The organism is Pseudarthrobacter sp. rb, from assembly GCF_056389225.1.
The window spans coordinates 199,621-226,130 of sequence record NZ_JBWJAR010000003.1 but is presented as its reverse complement, the minus strand read 5'-3'; the positions used below and the strand labels follow the sequence as shown (position 1 = coordinate 226,130).

At 66.0% G+C, this 26,510-nt stretch carries 25 protein-coding genes and 1 tRNA gene; 7 read left to right on the top strand and 19 right to left on the bottom strand.

Features of this window, described 5'->3' with window-relative positions:
* Window positions 1-34: 34 nt before the first annotated feature.
* The 8 genes from atpA to ACWRN3_RS06030 all read right to left on the bottom strand — a co-directional run bounded on the left by atpA (window position 35) and on the right by ACWRN3_RS06030 (window position 6,430).
* Complete coding sequence (atpA, locus tag ACWRN3_RS06065) at window positions 35-1,672, bottom strand: F0F1 ATP synthase subunit alpha (protein ID WP_141160059.1); 1,638 nt, start codon at window positions 1,670-1,672, stop codon at window positions 35-37.
* A gap of 78 nt (window positions 1,673-1,750) precedes the next feature.
* Window positions 1,751-2,578, bottom strand: a complete 828-nt coding sequence (locus tag ACWRN3_RS06060; protein ID WP_324642296.1) for a F0F1 ATP synthase subunit delta — start codon at window positions 2,576-2,578, stop codon at window positions 1,751-1,753.
* A complete protein-coding gene (locus tag ACWRN3_RS06055; protein WP_175316623.1) occupies window positions 2,578-3,129 on the bottom strand; it encodes a F0F1 ATP synthase subunit B in 552 nt (183 codons plus the stop codon). The genes ACWRN3_RS06060 and ACWRN3_RS06055 overlap by 1 nt, the downstream gene beginning before the upstream one ends.
* A gap of 54 nt (window positions 3,130-3,183) precedes the next feature.
* Window positions 3,184-3,402, bottom strand: a complete 219-nt coding sequence (gene atpE / locus ACWRN3_RS06050) for an ATP synthase F0 subunit C (protein ID WP_003804776.1) — start codon at window positions 3,400-3,402, stop codon at window positions 3,184-3,186.
* Between the two features lie 109 nt (window positions 3,403-3,511).
* A complete protein-coding gene (gene atpB, locus ACWRN3_RS06045) occupies window positions 3,512-4,312 on the bottom strand; it encodes a F0F1 ATP synthase subunit A (protein WP_159631646.1) in 801 nt (266 codons plus the stop codon).
* Window positions 4,313-4,393: 81 nt separating this feature from the next.
* On the bottom strand, window positions 4,394-4,732 hold the full coding sequence (locus ACWRN3_RS06040) for an AtpZ/AtpI family protein (RefSeq protein WP_476740123.1): 339 nt from the start codon (window positions 4,730-4,732) through the stop codon (window positions 4,394-4,396).
* Window positions 4,725-5,207 (bottom strand): Cg1360 family ATP-synthase-associated protein, encoded by a 483-nt coding sequence (locus ACWRN3_RS06035; RefSeq protein WP_255172588.1) that lies wholly within the window; start codon window positions 5,205-5,207, stop codon window positions 4,725-4,727. Before ACWRN3_RS06035 ends, ACWRN3_RS06040 begins: the two co-directional genes overlap by 8 nt.
* 110 nt (window positions 5,208-5,317) lie before the next feature.
* A complete protein-coding gene (locus ACWRN3_RS06030; RefSeq protein ID WP_255172589.1) occupies window positions 5,318-6,430 on the bottom strand; it encodes an MraY family glycosyltransferase in 1,113 nt (370 codons plus the stop codon).
* Between the two features lie 289 nt (window positions 6,431-6,719).
* Here ACWRN3_RS06030 and ACWRN3_RS06025 point away from each other — a divergent pair, with 289 nt between their 5' ends.
* Window positions 6,720-7,616, top strand: a complete 897-nt coding sequence (locus ACWRN3_RS06025; protein ID WP_476740122.1) for a glycosyltransferase — start codon at window positions 6,720-6,722, stop codon at window positions 7,614-7,616.
* Window positions 7,617-7,662: 46 nt separating this feature from the next.
* On the opposite strand, the gene ACWRN3_RS06020 is transcribed toward ACWRN3_RS06025, so the two are convergent.
* The 10 genes from ACWRN3_RS06020 to argS form a co-directional block, all read right to left on the bottom strand.
* A complete protein-coding gene (locus ACWRN3_RS06020; RefSeq protein WP_476740121.1) occupies window positions 7,663-8,430 on the bottom strand; it encodes a WecB/TagA/CpsF family glycosyltransferase in 768 nt (255 codons plus the stop codon).
* Entirely contained in the window at window positions 8,430-9,287 is an 858-nt protein-coding gene (locus tag ACWRN3_RS06015) for an L-threonylcarbamoyladenylate synthase (RefSeq protein WP_476740120.1), read from the bottom strand. The genes ACWRN3_RS06020 and ACWRN3_RS06015 overlap by 1 nt, the downstream gene beginning before the upstream one ends.
* A complete protein-coding gene (prmC, locus tag ACWRN3_RS06010) occupies window positions 9,284-10,189 on the bottom strand; it encodes a peptide chain release factor N(5)-glutamine methyltransferase (RefSeq protein WP_476740119.1) in 906 nt (301 codons plus the stop codon). Before prmC ends, ACWRN3_RS06015 begins: the two co-directional genes overlap by 4 nt.
* Before the next feature lie 16 nt (window positions 10,190-10,205).
* A complete protein-coding gene (gene prfA / locus ACWRN3_RS06005) occupies window positions 10,206-11,279 on the bottom strand; it encodes a peptide chain release factor 1 (RefSeq protein WP_159631638.1) in 1,074 nt (357 codons plus the stop codon).
* A gap of 227 nt (window positions 11,280-11,506) precedes the next feature.
* Window positions 11,507-13,645, bottom strand: coding sequence for a transcription termination factor Rho (gene rho, locus ACWRN3_RS06000; protein ID WP_324642305.1), 2,139 nt, complete (start codon window positions 13,643-13,645; stop codon window positions 11,507-11,509).
* A gap of 292 nt (window positions 13,646-13,937) precedes the next feature.
* Window positions 13,938-14,912 carry a homoserine kinase gene (gene thrB, locus ACWRN3_RS05995; RefSeq protein ID WP_476740118.1) on the bottom strand — a complete coding sequence of 325 codons (975 nt, stop codon included), beginning with the start codon at window positions 14,910-14,912 and terminating at the stop codon, window positions 13,938-13,940.
* A gap of 2 nt (window positions 14,913-14,914) precedes the next feature.
* A complete protein-coding gene (thrC, locus tag ACWRN3_RS05990) occupies window positions 14,915-16,021 on the bottom strand; it encodes a threonine synthase (RefSeq protein ID WP_324642307.1) in 1,107 nt (368 codons plus the stop codon).
* Window positions 16,022-17,338 carry a homoserine dehydrogenase gene (locus ACWRN3_RS05985; protein WP_324642308.1) on the bottom strand — a complete coding sequence of 439 codons (1,317 nt, stop codon included), beginning with the start codon at window positions 17,336-17,338 and terminating at the stop codon, window positions 16,022-16,024.
* On the bottom strand, window positions 17,339-18,811 hold the full coding sequence (lysA, locus tag ACWRN3_RS05980; protein WP_476740117.1) for a diaminopimelate decarboxylase: 1,473 nt from the start codon (window positions 18,809-18,811) through the stop codon (window positions 17,339-17,341).
* A gap of 5 nt (window positions 18,812-18,816) precedes the next feature.
* On the bottom strand, window positions 18,817-20,481 hold the full coding sequence (argS, locus tag ACWRN3_RS05975) for an arginine--tRNA ligase (RefSeq protein WP_476740116.1): 1,665 nt from the start codon (window positions 20,479-20,481) through the stop codon (window positions 18,817-18,819).
* Window positions 20,482-20,805: 324 nt separating this feature from the next.
* On the opposite strand from argS, the gene ACWRN3_RS05970 reads away from it, so the two are divergent.
* From ACWRN3_RS05970 to ACWRN3_RS05955, 4 genes are all read left to right on the top strand, one after another.
* Entirely contained in the window at window positions 20,806-21,219 is a 414-nt protein-coding gene (locus ACWRN3_RS05970; RefSeq protein WP_324645284.1) for an FMN-binding protein, read from the top strand.
* Window positions 21,220-21,222: 3 nt separating this feature from the next.
* Window positions 21,223-22,095 (top strand): FAD:protein FMN transferase, encoded by an 873-nt coding sequence (locus tag ACWRN3_RS05965; protein WP_476740115.1) that lies wholly within the window; start codon window positions 21,223-21,225, stop codon window positions 22,093-22,095.
* Window positions 22,092-23,654 (top strand): ferredoxin--NADP reductase, encoded by a 1,563-nt coding sequence (locus tag ACWRN3_RS05960; protein WP_476740114.1) that lies wholly within the window; start codon window positions 22,092-22,094, stop codon window positions 23,652-23,654. Before ACWRN3_RS05965 ends, ACWRN3_RS05960 begins: the two co-directional genes overlap by 4 nt.
* A gap of 112 nt (window positions 23,655-23,766) precedes the next feature.
* Window positions 23,767-23,839 (top strand) — tRNA-Arg (locus tag ACWRN3_RS05955).
* A 94-nt stretch (window positions 23,840-23,933) separates the two neighbouring features.
* Here the strand turns inward: ACWRN3_RS05955 and ACWRN3_RS05950 are convergent.
* A complete protein-coding gene (locus ACWRN3_RS05950; RefSeq protein ID WP_255172597.1) occupies window positions 23,934-24,884 on the bottom strand; it encodes a cation diffusion facilitator family transporter in 951 nt (316 codons plus the stop codon).
* A 124-nt stretch (window positions 24,885-25,008) separates the two neighbouring features.
* On the opposite strand from ACWRN3_RS05950, the gene ACWRN3_RS05945 reads away from it, so the two are divergent.
* Together ACWRN3_RS05945 and ACWRN3_RS05940 are read left to right on the top strand one after the other, a co-directional pair.
* Window positions 25,009-26,061 (top strand): M4 family metallopeptidase, encoded by a 1,053-nt coding sequence (locus tag ACWRN3_RS05945; protein ID WP_476740113.1) that lies wholly within the window; start codon window positions 25,009-25,011, stop codon window positions 26,059-26,061.
* A gap of 60 nt (window positions 26,062-26,121) precedes the next feature.
* Window positions 26,122-26,457, top strand: coding sequence for a protealysin inhibitor emfourin (locus tag ACWRN3_RS05940; protein ID WP_476740112.1), 336 nt, complete (start codon window positions 26,122-26,124; stop codon window positions 26,455-26,457).
* Window positions 26,458-26,510: the final 53 nt, after the last annotated feature.

Here is a 26,510-nt window from a genome sequence, read left to right as displayed (position 1 = left end):
GACCCTGGGGCCCGGCACACCCGGCGATGCGGAACTAGCGCTTCTGCTTGACGATCTTTTCCTGGTCGACTTCGCCCTCGGAGATAGCGTCATGCTCCTCGTGGCCGGCGCCTACCAGGTGGTTGTCACCCTCGCCGAAGAAGCCCTTCTTGAAGTCCACGATTGAGGACTTCAGAGCGGCAACGGTGTCATCGTCCAGTACGTTGGTCTGGGCCAGCGTGGTCAGGATCGAGGACTTGTGGCGGAGGTGCTCCAGGAACTCGGCTTCAAAGCGGCTGATGTCCTCGACCGGGACGTCATCCAGGTAACCGTTGGTGCCGGCCCAGATGGACACAACCTGGTCCTCGACCGGGAACGGCGAGTACTGGCCCTGCTTGAGCAGTTCCATCAGGCGGGCGCCACGGGTCAGCTGCTGGCGGGACGCTGCATCCAGGTCGGATGCGAACATCGCGAACGCCTGCATGTCGCGGTACTGGGCAAGGTCCAGCTTCAAGGTACCGGAGACCTTCTTCATGGACTTCACCTGGGCGGCACCGCCAACGCGGGACACCGAGACACCCACGTCAACAGCGGGGCGCTGGTTGGCGTTGAAGAGGTCCGACTGCAGGAAGATCTGGCCGTCGGTGATGGAGATGACGTTGGTCGGGATGTAGGCGGACACGTCGTTCGCCTTGGTCTCGATCAACGGCAGGCCCGTCATGGAACCGGCACCGAGCTCGTCGGAGAGCTTGGCGCAACGCTCCAGAAGGCGGGAGTGCAGGTAGAAGACATCGCCCGGGTAGGCTTCGCGTCCCGGCGGGCGGCGGAGCAACAGCGACACGGCGCGGTATGCCTCGGCCTGCTTGGACAGGTCATCGAACACGATCAGGACGTGCTTGCCGCCGTACATCCAGTGCTGGCCAATGGCCGAGCCCGCGTACGGTGCCAGGTACTTGAAGCCTGCGGGGTCGGACGCGGGAGAGGCCACAATGGTGGTGTACTCAAGCGCGCCGTTGTCCTCGAGGGTCTGGCGGATGGCGGCGATGGTGGACGCCTTCTGGCCAATGGCGACGTAGATGCAGCGGACCTGCTTGGTGACATCGCCCGAAGCCCAGTTGGCCTTCTGGTTGATGATCGTGTCGATCGCGATGGCGGACTTGCCGGTCTGGCGGTCGCCGATGATCAGCTGGCGCTGGCCGCGGCCGATCGGGATCATCGCGTCGATGGCCTTCAGGCCGGTCTGCATCGGTTCGTGAACCGACTTGCGCTGGGTCACGCCGGGCGCCTGAAGTTCCAGGGCACGGGTGGTCTCAGCCTTGATCTCGCCCAGGTCGTCCATGGGCTGGCCCAAGGGGTCAACCACGCGGCCGAGGAAGGCGTCGCCAACCGGAACGGACAGAACCTGCCCGGTCCGGTGCACTTCCTGGCCTTCCTCGATGCCCTGGAAGTCACCGAGGATAATGACACCGATCTCGCGGACGTCAAGGTTCTGGGCCAGGCCCAGCGTGCCGTCTTCGAAGCGAAGAAGCTCGTTCGCCATGACCGAGGGAAGGCCCTCAACACGGGCGATGCCGTCACCTGCGGTCGTTACACGGCCAACCTCTACGCGCTCTGCGTTTCCGGGTTCGTAGGACGCCGCGAACTCGTTCAACGCATTACGGACGTCGTCGGCGTTGATGGTCAATTCGGCCATCTGCAGTCCCTGCTCTCCTGTTTGTGATCACCGCAAACGGTGACCGGGGTTTCTATCAGTTTGGTTGTGCTTGTCCGGCTAGCCGGCCAGCTGGCGTTGCAGTTCGCCCAGCCGGGAAAGGACGGAAGCGTCGAGCACTTCGTCTCCCACCTGGACGCGGATTCCGCCAATGAGCGACGGGTCAACGTTGACGTTGACCTTCAGTTCCCGCCCGTACAGGGCATTCAGGCCCGCCTGGAGGCGTGACTGCTGCGTCTGCGACAAGGGCCGGGTGACGCTGACCGTTGCAATCCAGCGCTGCTGCCGCTTGGCCGCCAGTTCGGCGAACCGCTCCACAAGCCTGGTGGGCTTGATTCCGCGTGGCTGGCTGACTGCCTGCGTAATGAGGACTTTTGCTTCCTCACTGACGCCGGGCACCAGCCTCTCTGCAAGGGCAGCCTTCGCGGCGGAGCTTGCCTGCGGTTCGGACAGAGCACGTTGTACCTCGTGGTTGGAGGCAACAGCCTGGTTGAAGGAAAACAGGTCGTTTTCCAGCTCCTCCAGGCCAGTGATTCCGGAGGCAGAAACGGCCGACTTGTTTTCAGCAACGGAAATGACCACCGTTGCGGCAAGAGTCTCGAGTGCATCGCCGATGTCACGCGCCGATGCCCAGCGTGAGCTGGCCAGACCGGCCGCGATCTCAGCAGCATCAGCGGAGACTTTTCCGCCAACCAGCTGCCTCACCAGCGCCGACTTTTCGTCACCGCTGCGGGAGGGGTCAGTCAGGGCACGGCGCAAGCCAGCCGAGCTGTCCACCATTCCCAGAATTCCGAAGAGTTCCTTTGCCAGCTGCAGCGACGCCGTGGGAAGCTTCGCTTCCAAAGCGCCAAGGGCTGTTGCCAGCGATTCGCTCGATACGCCTGCCATTACTTAGCTGCACCTGCGTTCTGGGACTCCAGATCTGCCAGGAAGCGGTCCACTACCCGTGCTGCGCGTGCGTCGTCGTCGAGGGACTCGCCCACGATGCGGCCGGCAAGGGTGGTGGCCAGGGTGCCTACCTCAGAGCGCAGGGACACAACGGCCGCCTGGCGCTCGGACTCGATCTGTGCGTGGGCCTGCGCGGTGATGCGGGCAGACTCTGCTGCCGCCTTCTCCTTGAGATCCGCGAGGATCTGGGCACCTTCGGCGCGGGCTTCCTCACGGATGCGGTTGGCTTCGGTGCGGGCGTCGGTCAGCTGCTGCTTGTACTCTTCGAGTGCAGCAGACGCCTCAGCCTGGGCCTTTTCAGCCTTGGCGATGCCGCCTTCGATGGCCTCGGCACGCTCTGCGAAGGTCTTCTCGAACATCGGGACAACAAACTTGACCACGATGAAGAAGAGGATGGCAAAGCCCACGAAGACAACCAGCATTTCCCAGCCATTGGGAACAAGGGGGTTGACGTCGCCTTCAGCGGCGGCTGAGATGATCAGCTGATGCATATTTCACCCGTCCTTATCTACTCGGTTCTGAATGTTCGCTGAAGTTCTGAAGGTTTACTTGAGAACGAAAGCGAAGACCAGGCCCAGGATGGCGAGTGCTTCGGTCAGGGCCAGGCCAAGGAATGCGATCGGCTGCAGGACGCGCTGGGCTTCCGGCTGGCGTGCAACGCCGTTGATGTAGGCAGCGAACACGAGACCCACACCGATACCACCGCCGATAGCCGAGAGGCCATAGCCGATGAGGTTGAGGGAGCCGTTGATGGAGCCTTCCATTTTTTTTCCTTTCAAGATGCCACTTGTGTGGCAGGTTGTTTGGGTTGCTTCATCCCCGCGAGGGGAAGACTGTGGTGTGCCGCCGGAGCGTGCTGCCCGGCCGGCGAGCCTAGTGGCTGTCGGCGTGCAGTGCGCCTTCGATGTAGATCGCGGTCAGCAGCGTAAAGACGTAGGCCTGCAGGACCATGATCAGGGCTTCAAGCATGTACATGGCAATGGCACCGGCAAGAACCAGGATTGAGGTTCCCTTCAGCAGGACGTTCTCCTGCATGATGAGGTACTCGATGCCGGAACCGGCGATCATCACGATCAGGTGGCCGGCGAGCATGGTCGCGAACAGACGGAGGCTGTGCGTGACGGGCCGGACAACGAAGTTGGAGATGATTTCGATCGGAATGACGATCGGCAGGATGTACCACGGCACGCCCGAGGGGACGGTGGCCAGCTTGAAGTACCGCAGGCCGTTCTTCTTGACGCCGATGGCGATCCAGGTGACGTAGACCAGGCCGGCCAGCACATACGCTCCACCCACGTGCGAGAACGTGGGGAGCTGGAACACCGGAATGGCGCCGTAGATGTTGTTGACCAGGATGAAGAAGAACAGGCTGAACAGCAGGGGGACGTACTTGATGAAGTCCCTGCCGCCGATGATGTCCTTGGCAATGCCGTTGCGGACGAAGCCGTACGCGGCTTCGCCGGCGAACTGGAGCTTGCCGGGTACCAGCTGCTGCTTGCGTGCGGCGAGCACGAAGAAGACGGCGATAAAGACGACAGAGAGGAGGACCAGCAGCATCTGCTTGGAGAATCCTTCTGCGGCACCCCACGGCAGGATTGCCGGCAAATGCATTTCGTTAATACCAGGAGGAGTGAACTCTCCTGAATCTTGGGCCGGGAGCGCAAGCGCGATCAACGCGTTTCCTCTCTGCAGTGTCCATCATTGGGCGTTGGGCGGGGTCCGGCAGCCTGACAGCCTGCTGTTCCCCCTGTGAAATTATTTGGCATTATCTTCTCCGTCCTGGGACGGTGCGCTGGGAGCATGGCGCCCATCAGCATTTTTGCGGGAACTGGTGAGGCCATGCATGTGGGAAAGGTAGAAACCTCCGACGGCTCCAAGCAGAGCGCCTGCGAGCACAATCCAGCGCGTTCCCCACAGATAATCCAGTCCCCACCCTATCAAACTCCAGACGATGATTCCGCCAATGATGTAGCTGAATACAGCCATTCCAGCGTTGTAGCCGCCATCGGTGGATGCGTCGGAAGAAGCCGGCGTGGAGCCGTTGGAGCCGCGTTTGCCGTCGCCGGCGCCTGCGGTTTTTTTCGAATCACGCATCGGATGATCCCCTGTCTTCAGGATCGTTGTAGATCTGGAGGCGTGCCCTGCTGAAGCCGTGGATCTCCGCGGCCTGCCACAGGACGACGGCAACGACGGCACCGATGACGAACCAGCGGCCGTGCAGCCATTCCGGAGCCCCGATGACGAACAGGACAACGGCGAAGCCAACTACCTTGATGAAGTAGGTTGCTACGAACATCCCGATCGCACCCGAGGGGTTGCGGCGTCCCACGAAGTGCCCCACCAGCAGGCTGATGCCAAAGAAAAGCATCACCAGCAGGCCACCAAGGAAACTGGACACCGCCCCGGTTGCCCCGTTGAGGATTCCGGCCGGGATTGCGCACACCACAAGTCCGGCCGTCGCGGCAATCGAACTGCGCTTGAGCAGGTTCAGCCAGAGCGAACGGGTGGGACCGGACGTACCAACGGGTCCATTGCCGGAGGCAGGTCCGGACTCGGCGTTGGAGGTCATGCGATCCAATCGTCGGCACCACATGGCAGATCGCCAGGAGGCAGGGGGTGGAGTGGCAGCTTGGGCTGCCCCTAAATTCTACACGAGATAGAAATAATTCAGAACCGCCGTTACGCCGCGGTTTCCCCATTGCCGCGGGACAGGTACGGCCACGCTGTCACCAGTCCCATGACCAGCGTCGCGAAGATGTCCACGGCGAGCACGATGTGCCAGGGGAAGACAGCGAACGCCAGGCCGCCGAAGGAGAGCACGGCGGTCCACAGGTACATCAGGACCACCGCGGTACGGTGCGAATAGCCGATGTCCAGCAATTTATGGTGCAGGTGTCCGCGGTCCGCCGACCAGGGCGAACGCCCGCGGGCCGTCCGCCGGACGACCGCCAGACCGAGGTCCAGCAGCGGCAGGAAGAGGACGGCGAAGGGAAGCAGGATGGGGATAATGGTGGAGATACCGTTGGCACGGTCGTAGAGGCCCGAGGTGATCTGCCCCGTGGACACGACGCCGGCCGAGGCCATGAGGAGCCCAATCAGCATGGCGCCGGAGTCCCCCATGAAGATCTTCGAGGGAAAGAAGTTGTGCGGCAGGAAGCCAAGGCACCCGCCCACCAGCACGGCCGTAATGAGCGTAGCCAGGTCTGAATAGTCCAGCAGGACTGCGTTCCGGTGGACCCAGTAGGCGGTGATGAAGAACGCCGTGCCGCCGATGATGGCCACTCCCGCGGCGAGGCCGTCCAGCCCGTCAATGAAGTTGAAGGCGTTCATGGTGGTTACGATCAGTCCGGCCGTCAGCACTATCCGCAGTGTTCCGTCCTGGAGGTAGATGGGTTCAGGTACCCAGGGGACGATGGTCATCTGGACACCCCAGATGGCCACTGTCAGTCCGGCGGCGCTCTGGCCGATCAGCTTCACCCACCAGCGGATGTCCAGCAGGTCGTCCGCCACGCCCACCAGGACGATGACCGCTGCTCCTGCCAGGACACCCCACGGTGAAAAGTTGTTGCGGTAGATGTCCTTGACGAAGAAGGACTGGCTGGCAACGACCAGCGCCACCATGACGCCCAGGAAGATTGCCACCCCGCCCAGCCTGGACACCGGCGTGGAATGCATGTCGCGGCTGCGGATGGGCAGGTGCAGCTCAAGCCGGTGCCCCACGATGCGGGCGCCCCAGGTGGCCCCGTAGGAGACAATGGCGGCGGTGAGCCCCATGAGCAGGTACATGATCATGGGACGGCAACCGCTTCAAGGGTGGTGGTGCCAAAGCCGCTCGGCCGATGTGGCAGCCGGTTGGGGGTGGGTGGGCTCACGGGCCGGGAATCTGTTCTTCGATAAATGAAACTTCTCCGTCGCCGAGCGCGCAGCAGGCAGTGCGCACAGACGTACGCGCAGCGCCTTACAGGGCTGTATTACAGTGGACTCTAGTCAAAGATACTAGTGCCAACGGCACCATGGCTCCGCGCCACACGGGCGCACAACAGGCGGGGAACTCCCTTGCAGCCATGCTGAAAGGACCCCCATGACCCCCCGCATTGCGGTTGCCGCCGTGACTTTCGACCGGCCGAAGGAACTCTCCGTCCTGTTGGATTCGATCAATGCCCAGAGCCGGCACGTGGACACGATTTGCCTGGTGGACAGCGGCACCACCCCGGCCGCGGATGTGGCAGCGGCGCACCCCAACGTGGACTATGTGCGCTCGGAAGCGAATCTGGGCGGCGCGGGCGGATTTGCGCTTGCCGCGCTCAAGGCCGTCGCCAGCGGTGCCCGCTGGATCTGGATGATGGACGACGACGCCGAGCCGGCAGATCCGGAATGCCTCGCCACGCTGCTTCGTGAGGCTGAGGCACGCGACCTGGAGGCGGTGGTCCCTTTGGTCACGGCGCCCGGCCATCCCGACCGGCTGTCCTTCTTCTTCCGCCTGGACGGCAAGGTCACGCACGACAGGGCCGAGGTGGAGAAACGAGGCTTCCTGCCGGACGACGGCCACTTCTTCAACGGTGCGCTGATCCGCTCCGACGTGTTCTTCAAGGTGGGCCTGCCGGACATGCGCCTGTTCATCCGCGGCGATGAAGTTGATTTCACCATCCGGCTGCGCAAGGCCGGGATCCGCTTTGGCACCGTCACCACCACGGCCATTACGCACCCGCACGCCTTCGGGGAAACGCAGCACGTCTACGGCGCCCGCTGGCACGTGATCGTCCCGGACTCCGCCTTCAAGCGTTTCTACTATTACCGGAACCGGGGCTACCTGATCCGCCGCTACTTCCGGGTGCGCTCGTTCGTGGCCGACGTCGGCGGGTATCTGGGCTACTTTCTGCAGCGCCGCGACCTTTCGGGCTTTCTGGGGTGGGCACATTCGTTCACCACCGGCCTGCGGGGCAAGGGCTTCGCTCCGTTGGAGGACCAGAAGTTCTAGGCGAACCCTGCCGCTGTTTGCCGCGCTCCGCTGCTTCCGGCCCCGGTTACCTGTTCAGGCCCGGTTTTCCGAGCCTCCGGGCGGCCAGGAGCCACAACAGGACCCAGGGCTCCCCCAGCACGCGGTAGGCCACGCGGCGGGGATGCAGGAGCAGGCGCCACGCCCACTCCAGGCCCATCCTGCCCAGCCACCGGGGGGCCAGCTTCTGGACGCCGGCCAGCTGCTCGATGGCGCCGCCCACGGCGCAGTACACGGCAGGCGGCATCTCAGCCAGCCGCCGCTGCAGCACTTCCTCCTGGAGCGGCATGCCCAGGCCAAGCAGGACAAGCTGCGGCTGTTCCCGGTGCAGCCAGGCAACGGCTGCCTCCTCAAGCGCAGGACCCCATCCTTCACCGGGAAAGCCTGACACACGGGCGCCCGGAACGATGTCCTTCAGCCTGCTGACTGCCCCCGCGTTCGCCTCCGCACCCGCACCGATCACGGCAATCCGTTCAAGGCCGCGCACTTGGTCCAGCGCCGGCAGCCAGTCCGTTGAACCCAGCCGGTAATCCATGACGGGGCCTTCGGCGTTGCCGGTCCTCCCCCACAGCCACAGCACGGGTGCGCCGTCCAGGAGCACGACGTCGCTGTCCTCGTAAAGGCGCCGGAATCCGTCGTCGGACAAAGCCAGCGTGACGCTGTGCAGGTTGTGGCCCAGGACGGTACGGGTAGAGCCATCCGCCACGAAGCTGCTCAGTTCCGCCACCAGTTCGGGGACGCGCAACGGTGTGGCGTGGACGTCCAGGACAGGAATCTGCTGGCGGTCCAGCGCCATCAAGGCTGCTGGTTCCCGGCCGGCGTGGTGGATTCCGCGGCCGGGCCGGGCACGGCGGACGACCCTGACGCCTCAGGTGCGGCCCCGCCGTCGTCCTGTACATCGGCTGCGCTTGACTGGCCTGTGCCCGGCTGCCCGGCGCCAGTTGGCTCACCACCAACCTGCTCACCGCCGGCTTCCTCTTCGGCCATGGGGATCTCTCCCAGGCCCAGGACGCCGGGGACGTGCCCGCGGAGCTGGTCCAGGCTCACTGCCCCGTTGCGCACCACGCGCAGGATGGGACCGGTGGCATCCACAATGGTGGACGGCACGCCGGCTTCACCCTCCACGGGGCGCTGGCCGCCCTCCAGGTACACCTCCACGGAATCAGCAAGCTGCTCCCGGGCGGCAGCTGCGGTCTGGGCCGGGGCGTGTCCGGTGCGGTTTGCGGAGGACACGGCAAGCGGGCCGGTCAAAGTCAGCAGTTCCAGGGCCACCTCGTCGGCAGGCATCCGCAGGGCCACGGTCCCCTTGGTTTCGCCCAGGTCCCAGTCCAGGGACGGCTGTGCGTGCAGGATCAGCGTCAGGCCTCCGGGCCAGAAGGCCTCGGCGAGTTTCCGTGCGTCAGCCGAGACCTCGGTGGCCAGGCCGTCCAGGGCGTTGATCCGCGGAATCAGGACGGGCGGCGGCATGGTGCGGCTGCGCCCCTTGGAAACCAGCAGCATGGTGACGGCCTGGGGCGAGAACGCGTCCGCGCCGATCCCGTAGACGGTGTCCGTGGGGAGCACGACGCACTTCTTCTCGCTGATGGCGCGCTGGGCGTGTTCCAGGCCCCGGGCCCGCTCGTCGTCGATGGTGCAGTCATAAGTTGTGGTCACTGGCCCATTCTTTCATTCCGTGCGGAGTCCCCCACGAGCACGGCGCTGGTGGCGCGCTCCTTGCCGTTGAGGTCCAGGTGCGTTGTGATGGCTGTCCAGGTTCCGGTCCTTGCAAGCATGGCGGCGATCCAGCCGGCCTGGACTTCTGCGTGTTCCATGACGAAGTAGCCCCCCGGCCGCAGCAGCCGGGCAGCGGAGGCCGCTGCCGCCGTCGGAAGTTCCATGCCGTCCGCTCCCCCGCCGTACAAAGCTTCCGGCGGATCGTGCAGGGCTACTTCGGGTTCGTTGGGGATGGCTTCGGCGGGGATGTACGGCGGGTTGGAAACCACGACGTCGACGCTTCCGTTAAGCTCCGGGAAGGCGTCGCGCAGGTCGCCCAGGACAAGGTTGACGCCCAGCGGCGCCAGGTTTTTCGCCGCCCAGGCGTGCGCGAACGGGCTGAATTCGACAGCATGCACCTCGGCTCCGGGAAGTTCGGAAGCGAGCGAACCGGCGATGGCACCCGACCCCGTCCCAAGGTCCACCATGCGGGGACTGCGCATGCCGCGGACGTGGTCGATGGCCAGCTGGACCACCGATTCGGTCTCCGGACGGGGAATAAAAACCCCCGGCCCCACGGCCAGCTCCAGGTAGCGGAAATGCGCCACCCCGGTGATGTGCTGCAGCGGGATCCGGCGCGCACGTTCGGCCACCAGCTCGCCATACCCCTGCGGTGCGGGAGTGTCGCCAAGCATCAGGGAGCGTAGGCGTCCCAGCCCGACGTTCAGGAGATGGTCCGCCAGGAGCTCCGCGTCGGCGCGGGGGCTGGGGATCCCGGCTTCAGCCAGCAGTGCGGCAGCCTCACGGACAGCTGCAGCCAGTGTCTGGGTCTGGGCAGGCACCGCGGAGGTGGGCTCGGTCATGGGTGGCAGCTTCCGCTCAGTCGCCGATGGCGTCCAGCCGCGCCTGCTCGTCCATTTCTATCGCCGACTGGATGACCGGTTCCAGGTCACCGTTCATGACCTGGTCCAGGTTGTAGGCCTTGTAGCCGGTGCGGTGGTCGGCGATCCGGTTTTCCGGGTAGTTGTAGGTGCGGATGCGCTCGGAGCGGTCCATGGTGCGGATCTGCGACTTGCGCTGTTCCGAGTTGGCGGCGTCGATCTGCTCCTGCTGGTGTGCCAGGATGCGGGCGCGGAGGACGCGCATGCCGGCCTCACGGTTCTGCAGCTGGGACTTCTCGTTCTGCATCGCCACCACAATGCCGGTGGGAAGGTGCGTGATGCGGACGGCGGAGTCCGTGGTGTTCACGGACTGGCCACCCGGGCCCGAGGACCGGTACACGTCAATTTTGAGGTCGTTCTGGTTGATCTCGAGCTCTTCCGGCTCGTCCACTTCGGGCAGGACCAGCACGCCGGCAGCCGAGGTGTGGATGCGGCCCTGGGACTCGGTCACAGGCACGCGCTGGACGCGGTGCACGCCGCCTTCGAACTTAAGCCGGGCGTAGACGCCCTCAGCGGGATCGTTCGAGTTGCCTTTGACAGCCACCTGGACGTCCTTGTAGCCGCCAAGGTCCGATTCGGTGGCGGAGATGATTTCGGTCTTCCAGCCGCGGGACTCCGCGTACCGGGTGTACATTCGCAGCAGGTCGCCGGCGAACAGGGCAGCCTCGTCGCCACCTTCACCGCCCTTGACCTCGAGGATCACGTTGCGCGCATCGTCCGGATCGCGCGGAATCAGCAGGCGCCGCAGCTTGGCGGCAGCAGTCTCCAGCGCGGCCTCGAGTTCAGGCACCTCGGCAGCAAACTCGGGATCCTCGGCAGCCATCTCCTTGGCGGCAGCAAGGTCATCCCGGATACCTTCCCACTTGTGGTAGGCCTCAACAATGCCATTGAGCTGAGCCGACCGCCGCCCCAGCTTCCGGGCAAGCCGCTGGTCAGCATAAACAGCAGGATCCCCCAGCTGCGCCTGGATGGAGTCATGCTCATCAAGCAGGCCCTGTACGGACTCAAACATCTATAAACCTCTTTCGACTTGTACAAGTCTAGTAATGCGACGCGTTAGGTGGGACGAACGCAGGTCGGGCGGTTTTTTGCCGCCCCGGGAGTGGCATCGGGCCTGCCGGAGCGTGGTGGCCAAAGTCCGTCAGGACGTGGCCACCACGCGTAGGGGCGGGGGCGGCAAAAAACCGAACGACAAAGGGGCGGGGCCGGCAAAATGCGTCGGCCCCGCCCCTGGTGAAACTATTTGTCGTTATCCGACTTCGCACCAAGCGTCGTCTTCTGGACCTGCATGAGGAACTCGACGTTGCTCTGCGTTTCCCGGATCTTGTTGGTGAGCAGTTCAAGGCTCTGCTGGGTCTCGAGTCCGGAAAGGACGCGGCGCAGCTTCCACATGATCTTGACTTCTTCGGGCGAGAGCAGGTTCTCTTCGCGGCGGGTACCGGATGCGTTGACATCCACGGCCGGGAAGATGCGCTTGTCTGCCAACTGGCGGGACAGGCGCAGTTCCATGTTGCCGGTGCCCTTGAACTCTTCGAAGATGACCTCGTCCATCTTGGAGCCGGTCTCGACGAGGGCGGTGGCCAGGATGGTGAGCGAGCCGCCGTTTTCGATGTTGCGGGCGGCACCGAAGAAGCGCTTGGGCGGGTAGAGGGCTGCGGAGTCCACACCACCGGACAAAATGCGGCCGGAGGCCGGTGCTGCCAGGTTGTAGGCGCGGCCCAGGCGGGTCATGGAGTCCAGCAGGACCACCACGTCCATGCCCATTTCCACGAGGCGCTTGGCGCGTTCGATGGAAAGTTCGGCCACGGTGGTGTGGTCATCTGCGGGACGGTCGAAGGTGGAGGCAATGACCTCACCTTTGACGGTGCGCTGCATGTCCGTGACTTCTTCGGGCCGTTCGTCAACCAGCACCATCATGAGGTGGACCTCAGGGTTGTTGGTGGTGATCGCGTTGGCGATGGACTGCAGGATGAGCGTCTTGCCGGCCTTGGGCGGGGAGACGATCAGGCCACGCTGGCCCTTGCCGATCGGGGCGACGAGGTCGATGACGCGGGGGCCGATCTTCTTGGGATCGGTCTCGAGGCGCAGGCGCTCCGACGGGTACAGCGGAACCAGCTTGGCGAATTCGACGCGGTCCTTGAGTTCTTCCGGCGTCTTGCCGTTGACGGACGTGACGCGGACCAGGGCGTTGAACTTCTGGCGGTTGGACTGCTGGCTGCGGTCTTCGCCTTCGCGCGGTGCACGGATTGCGCCTACCACGGCGTCACCCTTGCGCAGGTTGTACTTCTTGACCTGGGCCAGGGAGACGTAGACGTCGTTGGGGCCGGGCAGGTAGCCGGAGGTGCGGATGAACGCGTAGTTCTCGAGGACGTCGAGGATGCCGGCGACCGGCAGCAGCACGTCGTCGTCGGTGACCTCGACGTCGTCCACGTCCGGACCCTGGTTGCGGCCGCGGCGGCGGTCGTTGCGGTCGCGGAAGCGGTCGTTGCGCGAGTTGTCCCGGTCCTGGCCGCCGGAACGGTCGTTGCGGTCATTCCGGTCGCGGCGGTTACGGCGGTTGCGGCGGCTTCCGCCGTCGGCGTCGTCGTTGTCGCGGTTGTCCCGGCCGCCATCGCGCTGGCCGGCTTCGCGGCTGCCGGCGTTGTCGCGGCCGCCATCGGAATCGCGGGTGTTGTCACGGCCGCGGGTGCGTCCGCCTTCACGGCGTTCGGTGCGCTGGCCGGCGTCCCCTGCTTCTGCGGGGGTTTCGGTGCGCTGTTCACCCGAACGCTGTTCGCCCGCACGCTGTTCCGCGGCCGGCTGCTCTGCCGGGGTTTCCACCGGGGCTTCCTGGACGGAGGCGGCAGCGGCTTCGCCGCGGCGGCGGTTGCGGGTGCGCGGCTGGCGGCGCTCGGGGGCGCCTTCGGTTGCCTCGGTGGTTTCCGCGGGGGCAGCCGACGGCGCCTCGACGGTTGCGGCGGCAGGTGCGGCAGCGGTTTCCACGACGGGAGCTTCGGTTGCCGGGGCAACCACGCCGTCACTGACAGCGCGGCGGCTGCGGCCGCGTCCGCGGGCACGGGTGCCTTCAGCGGCAGGAGCTTCTGCGGCAGCGGCCTCCGGAGCGGCTGCGGCAGGAGCCACGCTGCTTTCCGGAGCCTTTTCCGTTGCCTTCGCAGGAGTCTTGACGGTCAGGGTCCCTGCGCGGTGGGCGGAGATGGCCGAAACCAGGTCCCCCTTGCGCATGCGGGAGCCGCCGGAGATGCCGAGCTGGCTGGCGAGGGCCTGCAGCTGGGCGAGCTTCAGGCCGGCGAGGCCGCTGCTCTTGGCGGGTGCGGCCGATGATTCGGCAGCAGAAGTTGTGTGTTCCACAGCTGGCGACAGCTCAGTGGTTTCGGTCACGAAGGATCCTTCCCCCTCGACGGCGTCCAGACTGGGAGCTGGACGCGATGATTTGATCTGGGCTGCAGTTCAGATCTGCAGCCGGATTTCAGCCTTGCCGGTTGGATTTCGGCCAGCAGGGCCGGATACTGATTCACCTTGCGCTGCGCCCACGGCGCAACGCCTGACTGACGCTTCAGGGGCAGTTGGATGCTGCAGATTCCTGCGACAGACCAAGCAGGTGGCACCGGAATACATTCACAGTGGTAGATCAAACAGCAACTGAATGCAGGAGCAGATCAGATAGGCGGAATTACCGCCGGTGCACGTCCACCTTAGCACCTTCAACGTCCACTGCGAGCTTCAGCACGCGCCAGCCAATGTCCGGCGTGTTCTCCGATGTAAAGGCCTCGATGAAGGCCAGTGCATCACTGGCCAGTGCTTCGCCGTTGGCCAGCACCAGGACGGTTGGCCCGGCGCCGGAAACCACTGCTGCATAGCCTGCTTTGCGGAGGGCGCCGATCAGCGCCGCGCTGGGCCGCATGGCTTCCGCCCGGTAGCTCTGGTGCAGGTAGTCCTCGGTGCCCGGCAGGAGAAATTCAGGCTTTTGCGTCAACGCATGGATCAGCAGCGCCGCACGGCCCGAATTCATGGCCGCCGCATGGTGTCCCACTGATGCAGGCAGCAGGGCGCGGGCGGCTTCGGTGGACAGTTCGAAGTCGGGTACCGCCACGATGGGGATGATGGACCCGGCAACGGTGGCAGTGGTGCTGCTGTACTGCTCACTGTCCTGCCATGACAGCGCCAGTCCGCCGAAAATCGCCGGTGCGACGTTGTCCGGGTGGCCTTCCATCTCGCTGGTGAGCTGCAGGATCCAGTCGCGGCCGCGCCGGCTTTCCCCTGGAACCATGGCATTGGCAGCAGACACAGCCGCCACGACCGCCGAGGCGGACGAGCCCAGTCCCCTGCCGTGCGGGTTGACGTTTTCGGCAGTCACCTTCAGGCCGCCGTGGCGGAATCCCAACCGTTCAAAGGCCGCGTCCATGGCCCGTACCACCAGGTGGCTGGCGTCCCGGGGCAGGGTTTCCGCCCCTTCGCCGCGCAGGTCGAAGACGAGTTCGTCCGTGTCCAGGCTTTCCACGGTCAGGGTGTCGTGCAGGGCCAGTGCAAGCCCCAGGCTGTCGTAGCCGGGACCAAGGTTGGCCGTGGTGGCGGGGACGCGGACAGTGACGCGCTGGCCCGGCTCAATCAGTTGCAGTCCGACGGCGGCCTGCGAGGTGGTGTCCAAGGTTATTTTTCTTCCAGTCCCAGCTCAGCAGCTACGGTGACGACGTCGTTGGGGACCTTGACCGGCTGGACATCGCTGCCATCCTCGGTGCGCAGGGCCCACTGGGGATCCTTGAGTCCGTGGCCGGTGACGGTGATGACGATGGTTTTCCCGCTGGGGACCTCGCCGGCCGCGTGCTTCTTGAGCAGTCCCGCGACGCCTGCGGCGGAACCGGGCTCCACGAAGACGCCTTCCTTGGACGACAGCCAGCGGTGGGCGTTCAGGATCTCCTCATCGGTGACGGCCTCGATGAGTCCACCGGACTCGTCACGGGCGCCGACGGCACCGTCCCAGGACGCCGGGTTTCCAATGCGGATGGCAGTGGCGATGGTGTCCGGTTCCGTGATGGGGTGGCCTGCCACGAAGGGGGCGGCACCGGCGGCCTGGAAGCCCCACATCGCGGGTGTCTTGGTGGATACGGCGGGAAGCGTGCCGGCCGTCTCCGATTCGAAGGGAGCGGAGTACTCCTTGTAGCCCTTCCAGTAGGCCGTGATGTTGCCGGCGTTGCCCACGGGCAGAACGTGGATGTCCGGTGCGTCGCCCAGGGAATCGACCACTTCGAAGGCGCCGGTCTTCTGGCCCTGGATGCGGGCGGGATTTACGGAGTTCACCAGGAAGACGGGGTAGGACTCCCCCAGCTTGCGGGCGATGTCCAGGCAGTTGTCGAAGTTGCCGTCCACCTGGAGCAGGGTGGCCCCGTGGGCAATCGCCTGGCTGAGCTTGCCCATGGAGATCTTGCCTTCGGGCACCAGGACCGCACACTTGAGGCCGGCGGCCGTGGCGTAGGCAGCGGCGGACGCGGACGTGTTGCCGGTGGAAGCGCACACAACGGCCTTCGCGCCGGAGGCAACTGCTGCCGTCATCGCCATGGTCATGCCACGGTCCTTGAAGGAGCCGGTGGGGTTCATGCCTTCCACCTTGAGGTAGACCTCCGAACCGGTGAGTTCGGAGAGCTTCTGCGCGTGTACCAGCGGGGTACCGCCCTCACCCAGGGTGATGACCCTGGTGGACTCCGTCACGGGCAGACGGTCAGCGTATTCGCGGATGACACCGCGCCATTGGTGAGCCACTTAGACTCCTTCTACCCGCAAAACGGATGTAACTGAATTGATGACGTCCAGGCCCTTCACGGCCTCGACGGTGGCTGCAAGGGCAGCCTCTGACGCACGGTGGGTGACGATCCGCAGTTCGGCCGACTCCACGTTGGAAGCTGAATCGCGGTGGATGGTCTGCCGCATGATTTCGATGGACACGCCGTGCTCGGCAAAGAGCTGGGCGATCTTAGCCAGGACGCCGGGCTGGTCGGCGACGTCCAGGCCAATGTAGTAACTCGTGGTGGCCGCATCGATGGGCAGCGCGGGAACGTGGCCCGTGGTGGTTTCGGTACGTCCGGGACCGCCCAGGACCAGGCGCCGGGCTGCTGAAACGAGGTCGCCCAGGACGGCGGATGCCGTCGGGGTGCCGCCGGCGCCCTGGCCGTAGAACATCAGCTCACCGGCATTTTCGGCCTCGATGAACACCGCGTTGAATGCGCCCCGGACGGCGGCCAGCGGATGTTCGCGGGGCAGGAGGGTGGGGTGCACGCGGACGGACACGCCTTCCTTGCCGTCAGCGCCGGTCAGTTTCTCCGCGATGGCCAGCAGCTTGATGACGAAGCCGGCGTCCTTTGCGGCGGCTATGTCCGAAGCACTGACGGACGTGATTCCCTCGCAGTGGACATCGTCCAGCGCAAAGCGGGTGTGGAAGGACAGCGACGCGAGGATGGCGGCCTTGGCGGCGGCGTCGTGGCCTTCGACGTCGGCAGTGGGGTCCGCTTCGGCGTAGCCAAGGCGCTGGGCTTCGGCGAGGGCATCGGCGAACTGGGCGCCGGTGGTGTCCATCTGGTCAAGGATGAAGTTGGTGGTGCCGTTGACGATGCCCAGCACCCGGGTGATCCGGTCGCCCGAGAGGCTGTCGCGGATGGGGCGCAGGATCGGGATGGCGCCGGCCACGGCGGCCTCGTAGGACAGCTGGACGCCCGCCCTGTCCGCCTCTTCGTAGAGGGTGGGTCCGTCCTGCGCCAGGAGTGCCTTGTTGCCGGTGACCACGCAGGCGCCGTTGCGCAGCGCGGAGAGGATCAGCGTGCGTGCGGGCTCAATGCCGCCCATCAGCTCGATCACGAGGTCGGCGTCCTTGACGAGAGTTTCGGCGTCGGTGGTGAAAAGCTCCTGCGGCAGGTCCACGTCGCGGGGGGCATTAACGTTGCGCACGGCGATGCCGCTGAGCTGCAGGCGGGCACCGGTGCGGGCAGCGAGGGCGTCGGCGTCCTCAATGAGGATCCGCGCAACCTGGGCTCCAACGTTGCCACAGCCCAGCAGGGCTACTTTCAGCGTTCGCATTTCCGTCATTCAGGCTCCCATGTCGCGGTTCAGCAGATCTTCTTCGGTTTCCCCGCGGACAATCAGCCGGGAAGATCCGTCGCGCACCGCGACAACGCCCGGCCGGGCCAGATAGTTGTAGTTGCTCGAGAGGGCCCAGCAGTAGGCGCCGGTTCCCGGTACAGCAAGCAGATCACCGGCTGCCACGTCCTCGGGCAGATATACATCTCTAACAACTATGTCGCCGCTCTCGCAATGTTTGCCCACTACGCGGGACAACTGCGGGGCGGCGCTGGAGGTGCGGGAGGCCAGGACGGCCGAATAATCCGCGTCGTACAGCACCGGGCGGGCGTTGTCGCTCATGCCGCCGTCCACCGAAACATACCGCCGGGGATACGTAACGTTGTTGCCCGCGTCACCGTCGCCGGACGTGCCGGGTGCGTCCACGCGGACCGTCTTCAGCGTGCCCACTTCGTACAGGGTGAAGGTGGTGCTGCCAACGATGGCGCGTCCCGGTTCGATGGAGATGCGCGGCGCGTCGATGCCAAGCTCGGTGCAGGTGGAGCGCACGACGGCGGCCATCGCGTTGGCGATCTCCGCTGCAGGGCGCGGGGTGTCCACCGGCGTGTAGGCGATCCCGTAGCCGCCGCCGAGGTCCAGTTCCGGCAGGGTGATGGAGTACTTTTCCTGCATGGCGGCAAGGAAGCGCAGCAGCTTCTCCGCGGCCAGCGCAAAGCCGTCCGGCTCGAAAATCTGGGATCCGATGTGGCAGTGCAGGCCCAGCAGCTCGATGCCGGGATGCGCTGATGCAGCTGCCACCGCTTCCTCGGCAGCGGAGATGCCGGCTTCATCGGTGGTGTCGGCAGCCATGGAGAGGCCGAACTTCTGGTCCTCGTGGGCGGTGGCGATGAATTCGTGCGTGTGGGCATGCACGCCGGGGGTGAGCCGCAGCATGACCTTTGCCCGCTCCCCGCGCCCCTGCGCGATCGCGCCGACGCGCACGAGCTCATCCAGGCTGTCCACCACGATCCGCCCCAGGCCCATGTCAAGCGCCCTGTGGATCTCGCCGTCGGACTTGTTGTTGCCGTGCAGGGCGACGTCCGCCCCGGGAATTCCGGCCCGGTAGGCCACGGCGAGTTCCCCGCCCGAGGCCGTGTCCAGCCGCAGCCCTTCTTCCTCCACCCAGCGGACCACCGCCGTGCAGAGGAACGACTTGCCGGCGTAGTAGACATCCACTCCCCCGCAGATATCCGCGAAGGCGTCGTTGAACGCGTCGCTGAATGCCCTGGCCCGGGCACGGAAGTCGTTCTCGCTCATGACGAAAAGCGGGGTCCCGTATTGCCGCTGCAACTCGCTGACGGGGATCCCGCCGATGGCAAGTTCACCATCGGCGTTTCGCGCTGCGTCACCGGCCCACATCGGTTCGTGGAGGGCATTGAGGTCATCCGGAACGGCAAGCCACTCCGGGGCAAGCGGAGAGCCGTGTGCGGCTGTGTGCGTCATGGGTCCTACATCCGTTCCGGCGCGGAAACGCCCAGCAGGTCAAGGCCGTTCGCCAGCACCTGGCTGGTGGCGTCATTAAGCCAGAGCCGGGTGCGGTTGAGGTCCGTGACGGGTTCTTCACCCATGGGGGCGATACGGCAGGCGTCGTACCAGCGGTGGTACGCCCCTGCGATGGCCTCCAGGTGTCGCGCCACGCGGTGCGGTTCGCGCAGTTCAGCAGCCTTGGCCACGATCGACGGGTAGCTGCCCAGGTAGGACAGCAGCTCGTTTTCCGTGGCGTGGTCCAGGAGTGAAGCATCGAAGCTGTCCTGGCCGTCCACCTGGCGTTCGACGCCGGCGGCCACAGCGTTGCGCGCGGCGCCCCGGGAGCGGGCGTGGGCGTACTGGACGTAGAACACAGGGTTCTCGTTGCTGTGCTTCTTCAGCAGTTCCGGATCCAGGGTCAGCGGCGAGTCGGCGGGGAACCGTGCCAGGGAGTAGCGGACTGCATCCTTGCCCAGCCAGTCGATCAGGTCCTTGAGTTCGATAATGTTGCCGGCGCGCTTGGACAGCTTGGCGCCGTTGACGGACACCAACTGGCCGATCAGCACTTCGATGTTCACCTCGGGGTCGTCACCGGCGGCGGCGGCGATGGCCTTGAGCCGGTTGATGTAGCCGTGGTGGTCGGCGCCCAGGAGGTAGATCTTCTCCGTGAAGCCGCGGTCCTTCTTGGACAGGTAGTAGGCAGCGTCCGCGGCGAAGTACGTGGGCTCGCCGTTGGCGCGGATCATGACGCGGTCCTTGTCGTCGCCAAAGTCCGTGGTCCGCAACCAGACCGCACCGCCGTCGTCGAACACGTGGCCCTGCTCGCGAAGGCGCGCCACGGCACTTTCAATGGCGCCGGCGTCGTGCAGTTCCTGCTCCGAGAAGAAGACGTCGAACTCGACGCCGAAGTCCGCCAGGGTGGCCTTGATGTCCTTCATCTGGGCCTCGTAGGCGGCGGCCCGGATGACCGGAAGGGCGGCCACTTCGGTGAGCTCGCGGATGTCCGGGTGCGCGGTGAGCACTTCGTGGCCAAGGTCTGCGATGTACTGACCCGGGTAGCCGCCGTCCGGCACCGGAAGGCCATGCAGGCGGGAGTAGACGGAGTTGGCGAAGGTGTTCATCTGCGAGCCGGCGTCGTTGATGTAGTACTCCGCGGTGACATCCGCGCCCGAAGCGCGCAGCACGCGGGCGATCGAGTCGCCCAGGGCGGCCCAGCGGGTGTGCCCGATGTGCAGCGGCCCGGTGGGGTTGGCGGAGACAAACTCCATGTTGACGGTGCGCCCGGCGAGCGCAGTGTTGGTGCCGTAGTCCTTGCCGGCCTCGACGATGGCCTTGGCCAGGGCACCGGCGGCTGCGGCGTCCACGGTGATGTTCAGGAATCCGGGCCCGGCGATATCCACGGCGGAGACGCCGTCGATGGACTTGAGCCGGCTGCTGAGGACGGCGGCGAATTCGCGCGGGTTGGTGCCGGCCTGCTTGGCGAGCTGGAGGGCGATGTTGGTGGCCCAGTCGCCGTGGTCCCGGTTCTTGGGTCGCTCCACGCGCACCTCAGCCGGAATGGCTGATGCCGCAAGGGCAATATCGCCGGCGGCGACGGCGTCCTTGAGGCAGGCGGATATGGCGAGGGAAAGTTCTTCGGGAGTCACCCCTCTAGCGTACCGGGGGCCAGTGACAGCAAAGAATTTGGGCCGTGCACGCCCCCGGCGGCGTGCAAAAGAAATCTTCCCGGCCGGTTCCGTGAACCATTCGGGCGGATCCGGCGTTGACTAAACCGTAGCCACTGCCGCAAGGGCCTCTCCCCACACAAGGTGGCAGCCCCAAGGAAGTGAACAGCCCACAGAGAAACGAGAGCCTTCATGAGACCCTCCATCCCTAAAAGCCCCGTCACTCCCGGGAGTACTTTTGCCGTGAAAGGCCCTTCTGTTCCCAAAATCCTTCTCCGGAGAAGCCTCTTCGCCGGTATCGCAGGGCTGTCCCTGGCGGGAACCGTGGCGGGCTGCGCGCCGTCCACCGCCGACAGCACCCCCGGCACTGCCGCGGCACCGGGCGCCCCCGCTGCCGGATCCTCCGCCCTGGCCGGCAGCGGGGGCAACTACAAAGACGGAACCTACAATGCGGACGGCAACTACGTCTCGCCCAACGGCACGGAGACGGTGGGTGTGCAGCTGACGCTTGCAGCGGGCAAAGTCACGGACGTGCAGATCACCGAGCACCCGTCCAATCCCAACACCCGCAAATTCCAGGGCCAGTTCGCCGGGGGCATCGCAGCCCAGGTGGTGGGCAGGAACATCGATGAACTCAACGTTTCCAAGGTTTCCGGGTCCTCACTGACCAGCGGAGGGTTCAACCAGGCGCTGGAGAAGATCAAGGCGGAGGCGCACTAGGCGGTGTCCGCGACGGACCGGGAGGACTTTTCGTTCCAGGGGATCGGCACCGGCTGGCACATCAGCACTCCCCTGCCGCTGCCGCATGGCGTGCGGGTGCGCCTTCTGGACCGGGTCGAAAAGTTCGACGGCGACTGGTCCCGTTTCCGCGCCGATTCCCTGGTTGCCGGCTTGGCCCGGCAGGCGGGGCGCCATGTGTTCCCCGACGAAGCCGCTGCCCTGGGCGACTTGTATTGGCGGCTCTACCGGCTGACCGGCGGAGCCATGACACCGCTGATAGGCGGAAGCCTGGAGCGCCTGGGGTATGACGCAGCGTACTCCCTCCGGGCAGCAGGGCCACCGCTCCCGGCGCCGGCCTGGGAATCGGTCCTCACGTGGTCCGGAACGGTCCTGACTGCCGGCGCCCCCTTGGTCCTGGACATTGGTGCCGCCGGCAAGGGCCTGCTGGTGGACCTGCTGGCGCAGGAGCTGGCGGCCGCCGGCGTGGGCGGGTTCGTCATTGATGCCGGCGGGGACCTGCTGGCCCGCGGAACCGGCCCTGTCAGCGTGGGGCTTGAACACCCCTACAACCCGGCCCAGGCGATTGGCGTGGTGGACCTGGAAGGCCGGGCGTTGTGTGCCTCGGCTGCCAACCGGCGTGCCTGGGGCGATGGACTGCACCACGTCCTGGACGGAACCACCGGGCAGCCGGTCCGCACCGCCGTCGCCACCTGGGCACTGGCAGAGACGGCGATGGTTGCCGATGCCCTCGCCACCGCCCTCTTCTTCGTCCCGGGCGACCTCCTCCAGGAGGCGTTCGACTTTTCCTGGCTGACAGTCTTTTCCGACGGCAGCGCAGCCTATTCCGCCGAATTCGAAGGAAAGCTGTTCCCATGAGCCCCGTGGACACACCGCAAACCGGCCCGGCCCCCTCCCTGACGGGCCGGATAGGCACCGCCGTGGGCAGGTTCACCATGTACCGGCTCATCCTTGTGGTCCTGGCTGTACTCGCCGCGTACAGCCTGCTGCTGAATGTGCTGGGCTGGCTGACTTTCGGAATCCCGGAAATGCTGGCACACCTGGCGCTGTGCCTGGGTTTGACCTACGCCGCCAACCGGGCGCTGGCGGCACTGTTCCGGGTCAATCCCCATGCGGAGTCCTCGCTGATCACCGGGCTGCTGCTCTATTTCCTGTTCTGGCCGTCCCTGCAGCCGAGGGACCTGGCAGGGGTGGCGCTGGCGTGCGTGCTGGCGTCGGCGTCCAAATACGCATTGGCGTGGCGCGGACGGCACATATTCAATCCCGCCGCGGCCGGCGCGTTTGCCACCGGTCTCACCGGGCTGAACATCGCCACGTGGTGGGCCGCGACGCCGGCCATGCTCTGGGTGCTGGTCCCGGGCGTGCTGCTGGTCCTGCACCGGACACGCAAGATGCTGATGGCATCCGTGTTCACGGGGGTGGCCACCGCGATCATTACCCTTGAACTGCTTCGCTCGGGGATGACGGCCGGGATGGGAGTCTGGCAGGCCCTCGCCCAGCGTCCGGTGCTCTTCTTTGTGGGCTTCATGCTGACCGAGCCCCTTACGTTGCCACCGCGCCGCCACCAGCAGCTGGCACTTGCAGCCGTGGTTGGGGTGCTCTTCGCGGTGCCGTGGAACCTGGGCATTGTGGCCAACTCCCCGGAGGCTGCGCTGCTGGCGGGCAACCTGCTGGCTTTCCTGGCGGGCCAGCGCGGGGCCGTAAAGCTCCGGTTCGCGGGGACGCGCCCGCTGACGCCCACCACCGCCGAGTTCTCGTTCGAGCCCGCCCGGCCGGTACGTTTCCTCCCCGGACAGTACATGGAGCTGGACCTGCCGCAGGCCAGGCCGGATGGAAAAGGCCGGCGCCGGGTGTTCAGCCTGACCGGCTCCCCCGGCGAGCGCGTGGTGAAGTTTGGCGTCCGGACGGCGGGCCCTTTGTCAGCGGCAAAGGAGTCGCTCCTGGCGCTGCAGCCGGGTGACGAAGTGACAGCCACGGCGGTGGGCGGCGACTTTATCCTGCCGCGGGATCCCCGCCGGCCGGTGCTGCTCATCGCGGCGGGCATCGGCATCACCCCATTTGTGTCCCACCTGTCCTCGGGCGCCTTGCGGGAACGGGACGCTGTGCTCCTGCTCCTGGCCAGGAGCGCTGACGAGGTGGCCTACGCGGAAGAACTCCGGACGTCCGGCATGCGTGTACTGGTGCGGCTGGCGGATGGCTCCGACCCGCCGTCCGGCCTGGCCTCCGCTTCCGCTTTTGCCGCCAGAACCGGTGCGCCCGGCCGGTTGGATGGAAAGGCGCTTGCGGAGCTTGTCCCGGATATCGACCGCCGGGAGGTTTACGTTTCCGGCTCGCCCGCAAGCGTCGCATCCCTCCGCCGCGCGGCCAGGCGGGCCGGGGCACGGAGGGTCCGGACGGACTCTTTCTCGGGCTACTGAGGCTGCTTCGGCGACCACCCCCGGCTGGTCCGGGTGGCGGTTTTCCCTTGCGGGCCACCTTCCTGCTAAGCTCTAGGACGTCCCGCCGGGAACGGCAGGATATCCGGAAATTGCCCTCGTAGCTCAGGGGATAGAGCGTCTGCCTCCGGAGCAGAAGGCCGTAGGTTCGAATCCTACCGAGGGCACACGAATACCCCCGCCGCTTGTTGAAGCGGCGGGGGTTTCTTCGTTCCCGTGCATCCTGCCCCCTGCCGCTCAGGTCCCACGGGAGGCGCCGGCTTAGAAACGCAGGGCTGCCTCGTCAAGGGTTGCGAGGGTCAGGACGGCTTCCTCCACCGTTTCGTGGTCTTCCAGCTCACGCTCAATCCGGCGCAGGGCCACCGCCACCTCGTGCTCCGGGTGGTCCCCCTCCAGATCCACCGCAGCCACCAGGTACAGCTTGCGCGGGCCGACGAATTCCAGGTGCAGGTAGGTGAGCCGGGCGATGTCGCGGTGCTCCAGCACCCGCCGGGCCATGGAGCGCTCGATGTCCGGGGTGACGCCCTGGCCCACCAGGAAGCGCCTGTTGCGGTCGATCAGGACAACCGCGACGACGGCGAGCAACACGCCGACGACGATCGAACCGATCGCGTCCGGCAGCGGCGAGCCGGTGACCTGGTGCAGGAATACGCCCACGAACGCCACCACGAGGCCGATCAGCGCTGCGGCATCCTCGGCGAAGACCGCGCGCAGGGTGGGATCGGAGCTGATCAGGACCTGTTCAAGGGTGTGCCGTTCGAGCTCGTGGGCCGCCTTCCGGGTCTGGCGGAACGCCTGGACGAAGGAGACTCCCTCGAAGACGAAGGCCACGGCAAGGACGACGTACGCCACGGTGAAGTCCGACGCCGGTTCAGGGGCAATGATCTCCTGGATGCCGTGCATGATGGACACCACTGCCCCGGCGGTAAAAAGGCCGAACGCGGCGAACATCGACCAGACATAGGCCTCCCGGCCGTATCCCATCGGGTGGCTCTTGTCCCGGGGCCGGGCAGACCGCCGCTCCGCGAAGAACAGGAACACCTGGTTTCCCGTATCCGCCCAGGAATGCGCTGCCTCCGCGGCCATGGAGGCCGAGCCGGAAAGGACAGCGGCCACCGACTTTGCCGCCGCCACGAGCACATTCGCCACGAAGGCGATGATGACAGTCAGCAGGGTGGAACTGGATTTGGTTCGCTTTTCGGTTTCAGCCATGCGCCTACCGTACCCAGCCCTGCCCGCTCCAGCGCCCGGCGGCTGCTGAATTTGTGGCGGTGGCGTCCCTGTCATTGTCGGTGGCTCCTCTTAGGCTGATTTCACCTAGTTGAGGGGGTACGCCATGCACGTTCAATTCTGTTCAATCATTCCGCCGTACATGCTGCGGCGGCTGGCGCAGCAGGATGCGCCGGAGTTTTCGTCCGCGGCAAGCGCCGCCAGGAAAGCGCTGGGACACGTCGAATCGTTCCAGGCTGCGCGTTCGCAGGCTGTTCCGCCCCTCCCGCCGGGCCTGCGGCCGGAAAAGCCAGGGCCCGTCAACCGCGCCGTCTACGACGCCGCCGGGGACGAAACCCTCCCGGGCAGGCCTGTCCGCGAAGAAGGCGGACCAGCCACCGGCGATGCCGCCACTGACGAGGCCTATGACGGGCTGGGGAACACGCACAGGCTGTATGCCGACGCCTTCGGGCGGGATTCGGTGGACGGCCGCGGGCTGAAGCTGGACGCCACGGTGCACTTTGGCAAGCTGTACGACAACGCCTTCTGGAACGGCAGCCAGATGGTCTTCGGCGATGGCGACGGCGACGTCTTCGAACGCTTCACCAAATCCGTAAGCGTCATCGGGCACGAGCTGGCACACGGGGTCACCCAGTACACGGCGGGGCTTGTGTACCGGAACCAGGCGGGTGCCCTGAACGAATCCATGTCCGACGTCTTCGGCGCGCTCGTTGAGCAGTACGTCAAGAACCAGACCACCGCGCAGGCCAGCTGGCTGATCGGGGAAGGGCTCTTTACGTCCAAGGTCCAGGGGCGGGCCCTGCGGTCCATGAAGGCGCCGGGGACTGCGTACGACGACGACGTGCTGGGCAAGGACCCGCAGCCTGACTCCATGGACTCCTACGTCCGGACCAGCGCGGACAATGGCGGCGTACACATCAACTCCGGCATCCCCAACCGCGCCTTTTACCTGGTCGCGGAGGCATTGGGCGGCTGCGCGTGGGAGGCTCCGGGCCGTATCTGGTACGAGACCCTGACCAACGGTTCCCTGCCGCCCGCCGCCACGTTCACGGTCTTTGCCCGTGCCACGGTCCGCGCTGCCGCCGACCTTTTTGGCCCGGAGTCCCCGGAGCATGACGCCGTTGGGGCGGCGTGGGAGACTGTGAAGGTCAAGGTTTAACCACTGCCCGGCGGCCCGCTCACTGGCTCCCGGGCCGTATGGAAGCCCAGGGGCCAGGCCATGAAGATCAAGGTGGAGCGCACCGGCGGGATCGCGGCGGTCACGCGCGTGTGGACGGTGGACGCCCGGACGGACAGCGACCTCAGCCAGTGGCAGCCCATTGTCGAGGCCTGCCCGTGGGATGCGGTTCCCAGCACGCCACGGGCGGCCGCGGCGGCCTTCGAGGCGCCCCAGCCGGACCGCTTCATGTACTCAATCACCGCAGGGCAGCGCAGGGCTGCCCTGCCCGAGCATGCCCTCACCGGTCCATGGCGCATCCTGGTTGATACCGCGAGGGCCGCCGCGGAGGAAGCCGGCGGACCACTTCCCGGCACGGACACCGACGGGCCCGGCTGAGGACGGCAGGCGGCCGGGAAACGAAGAAGGGGCGGTTCCTTACGGCAGTAGAC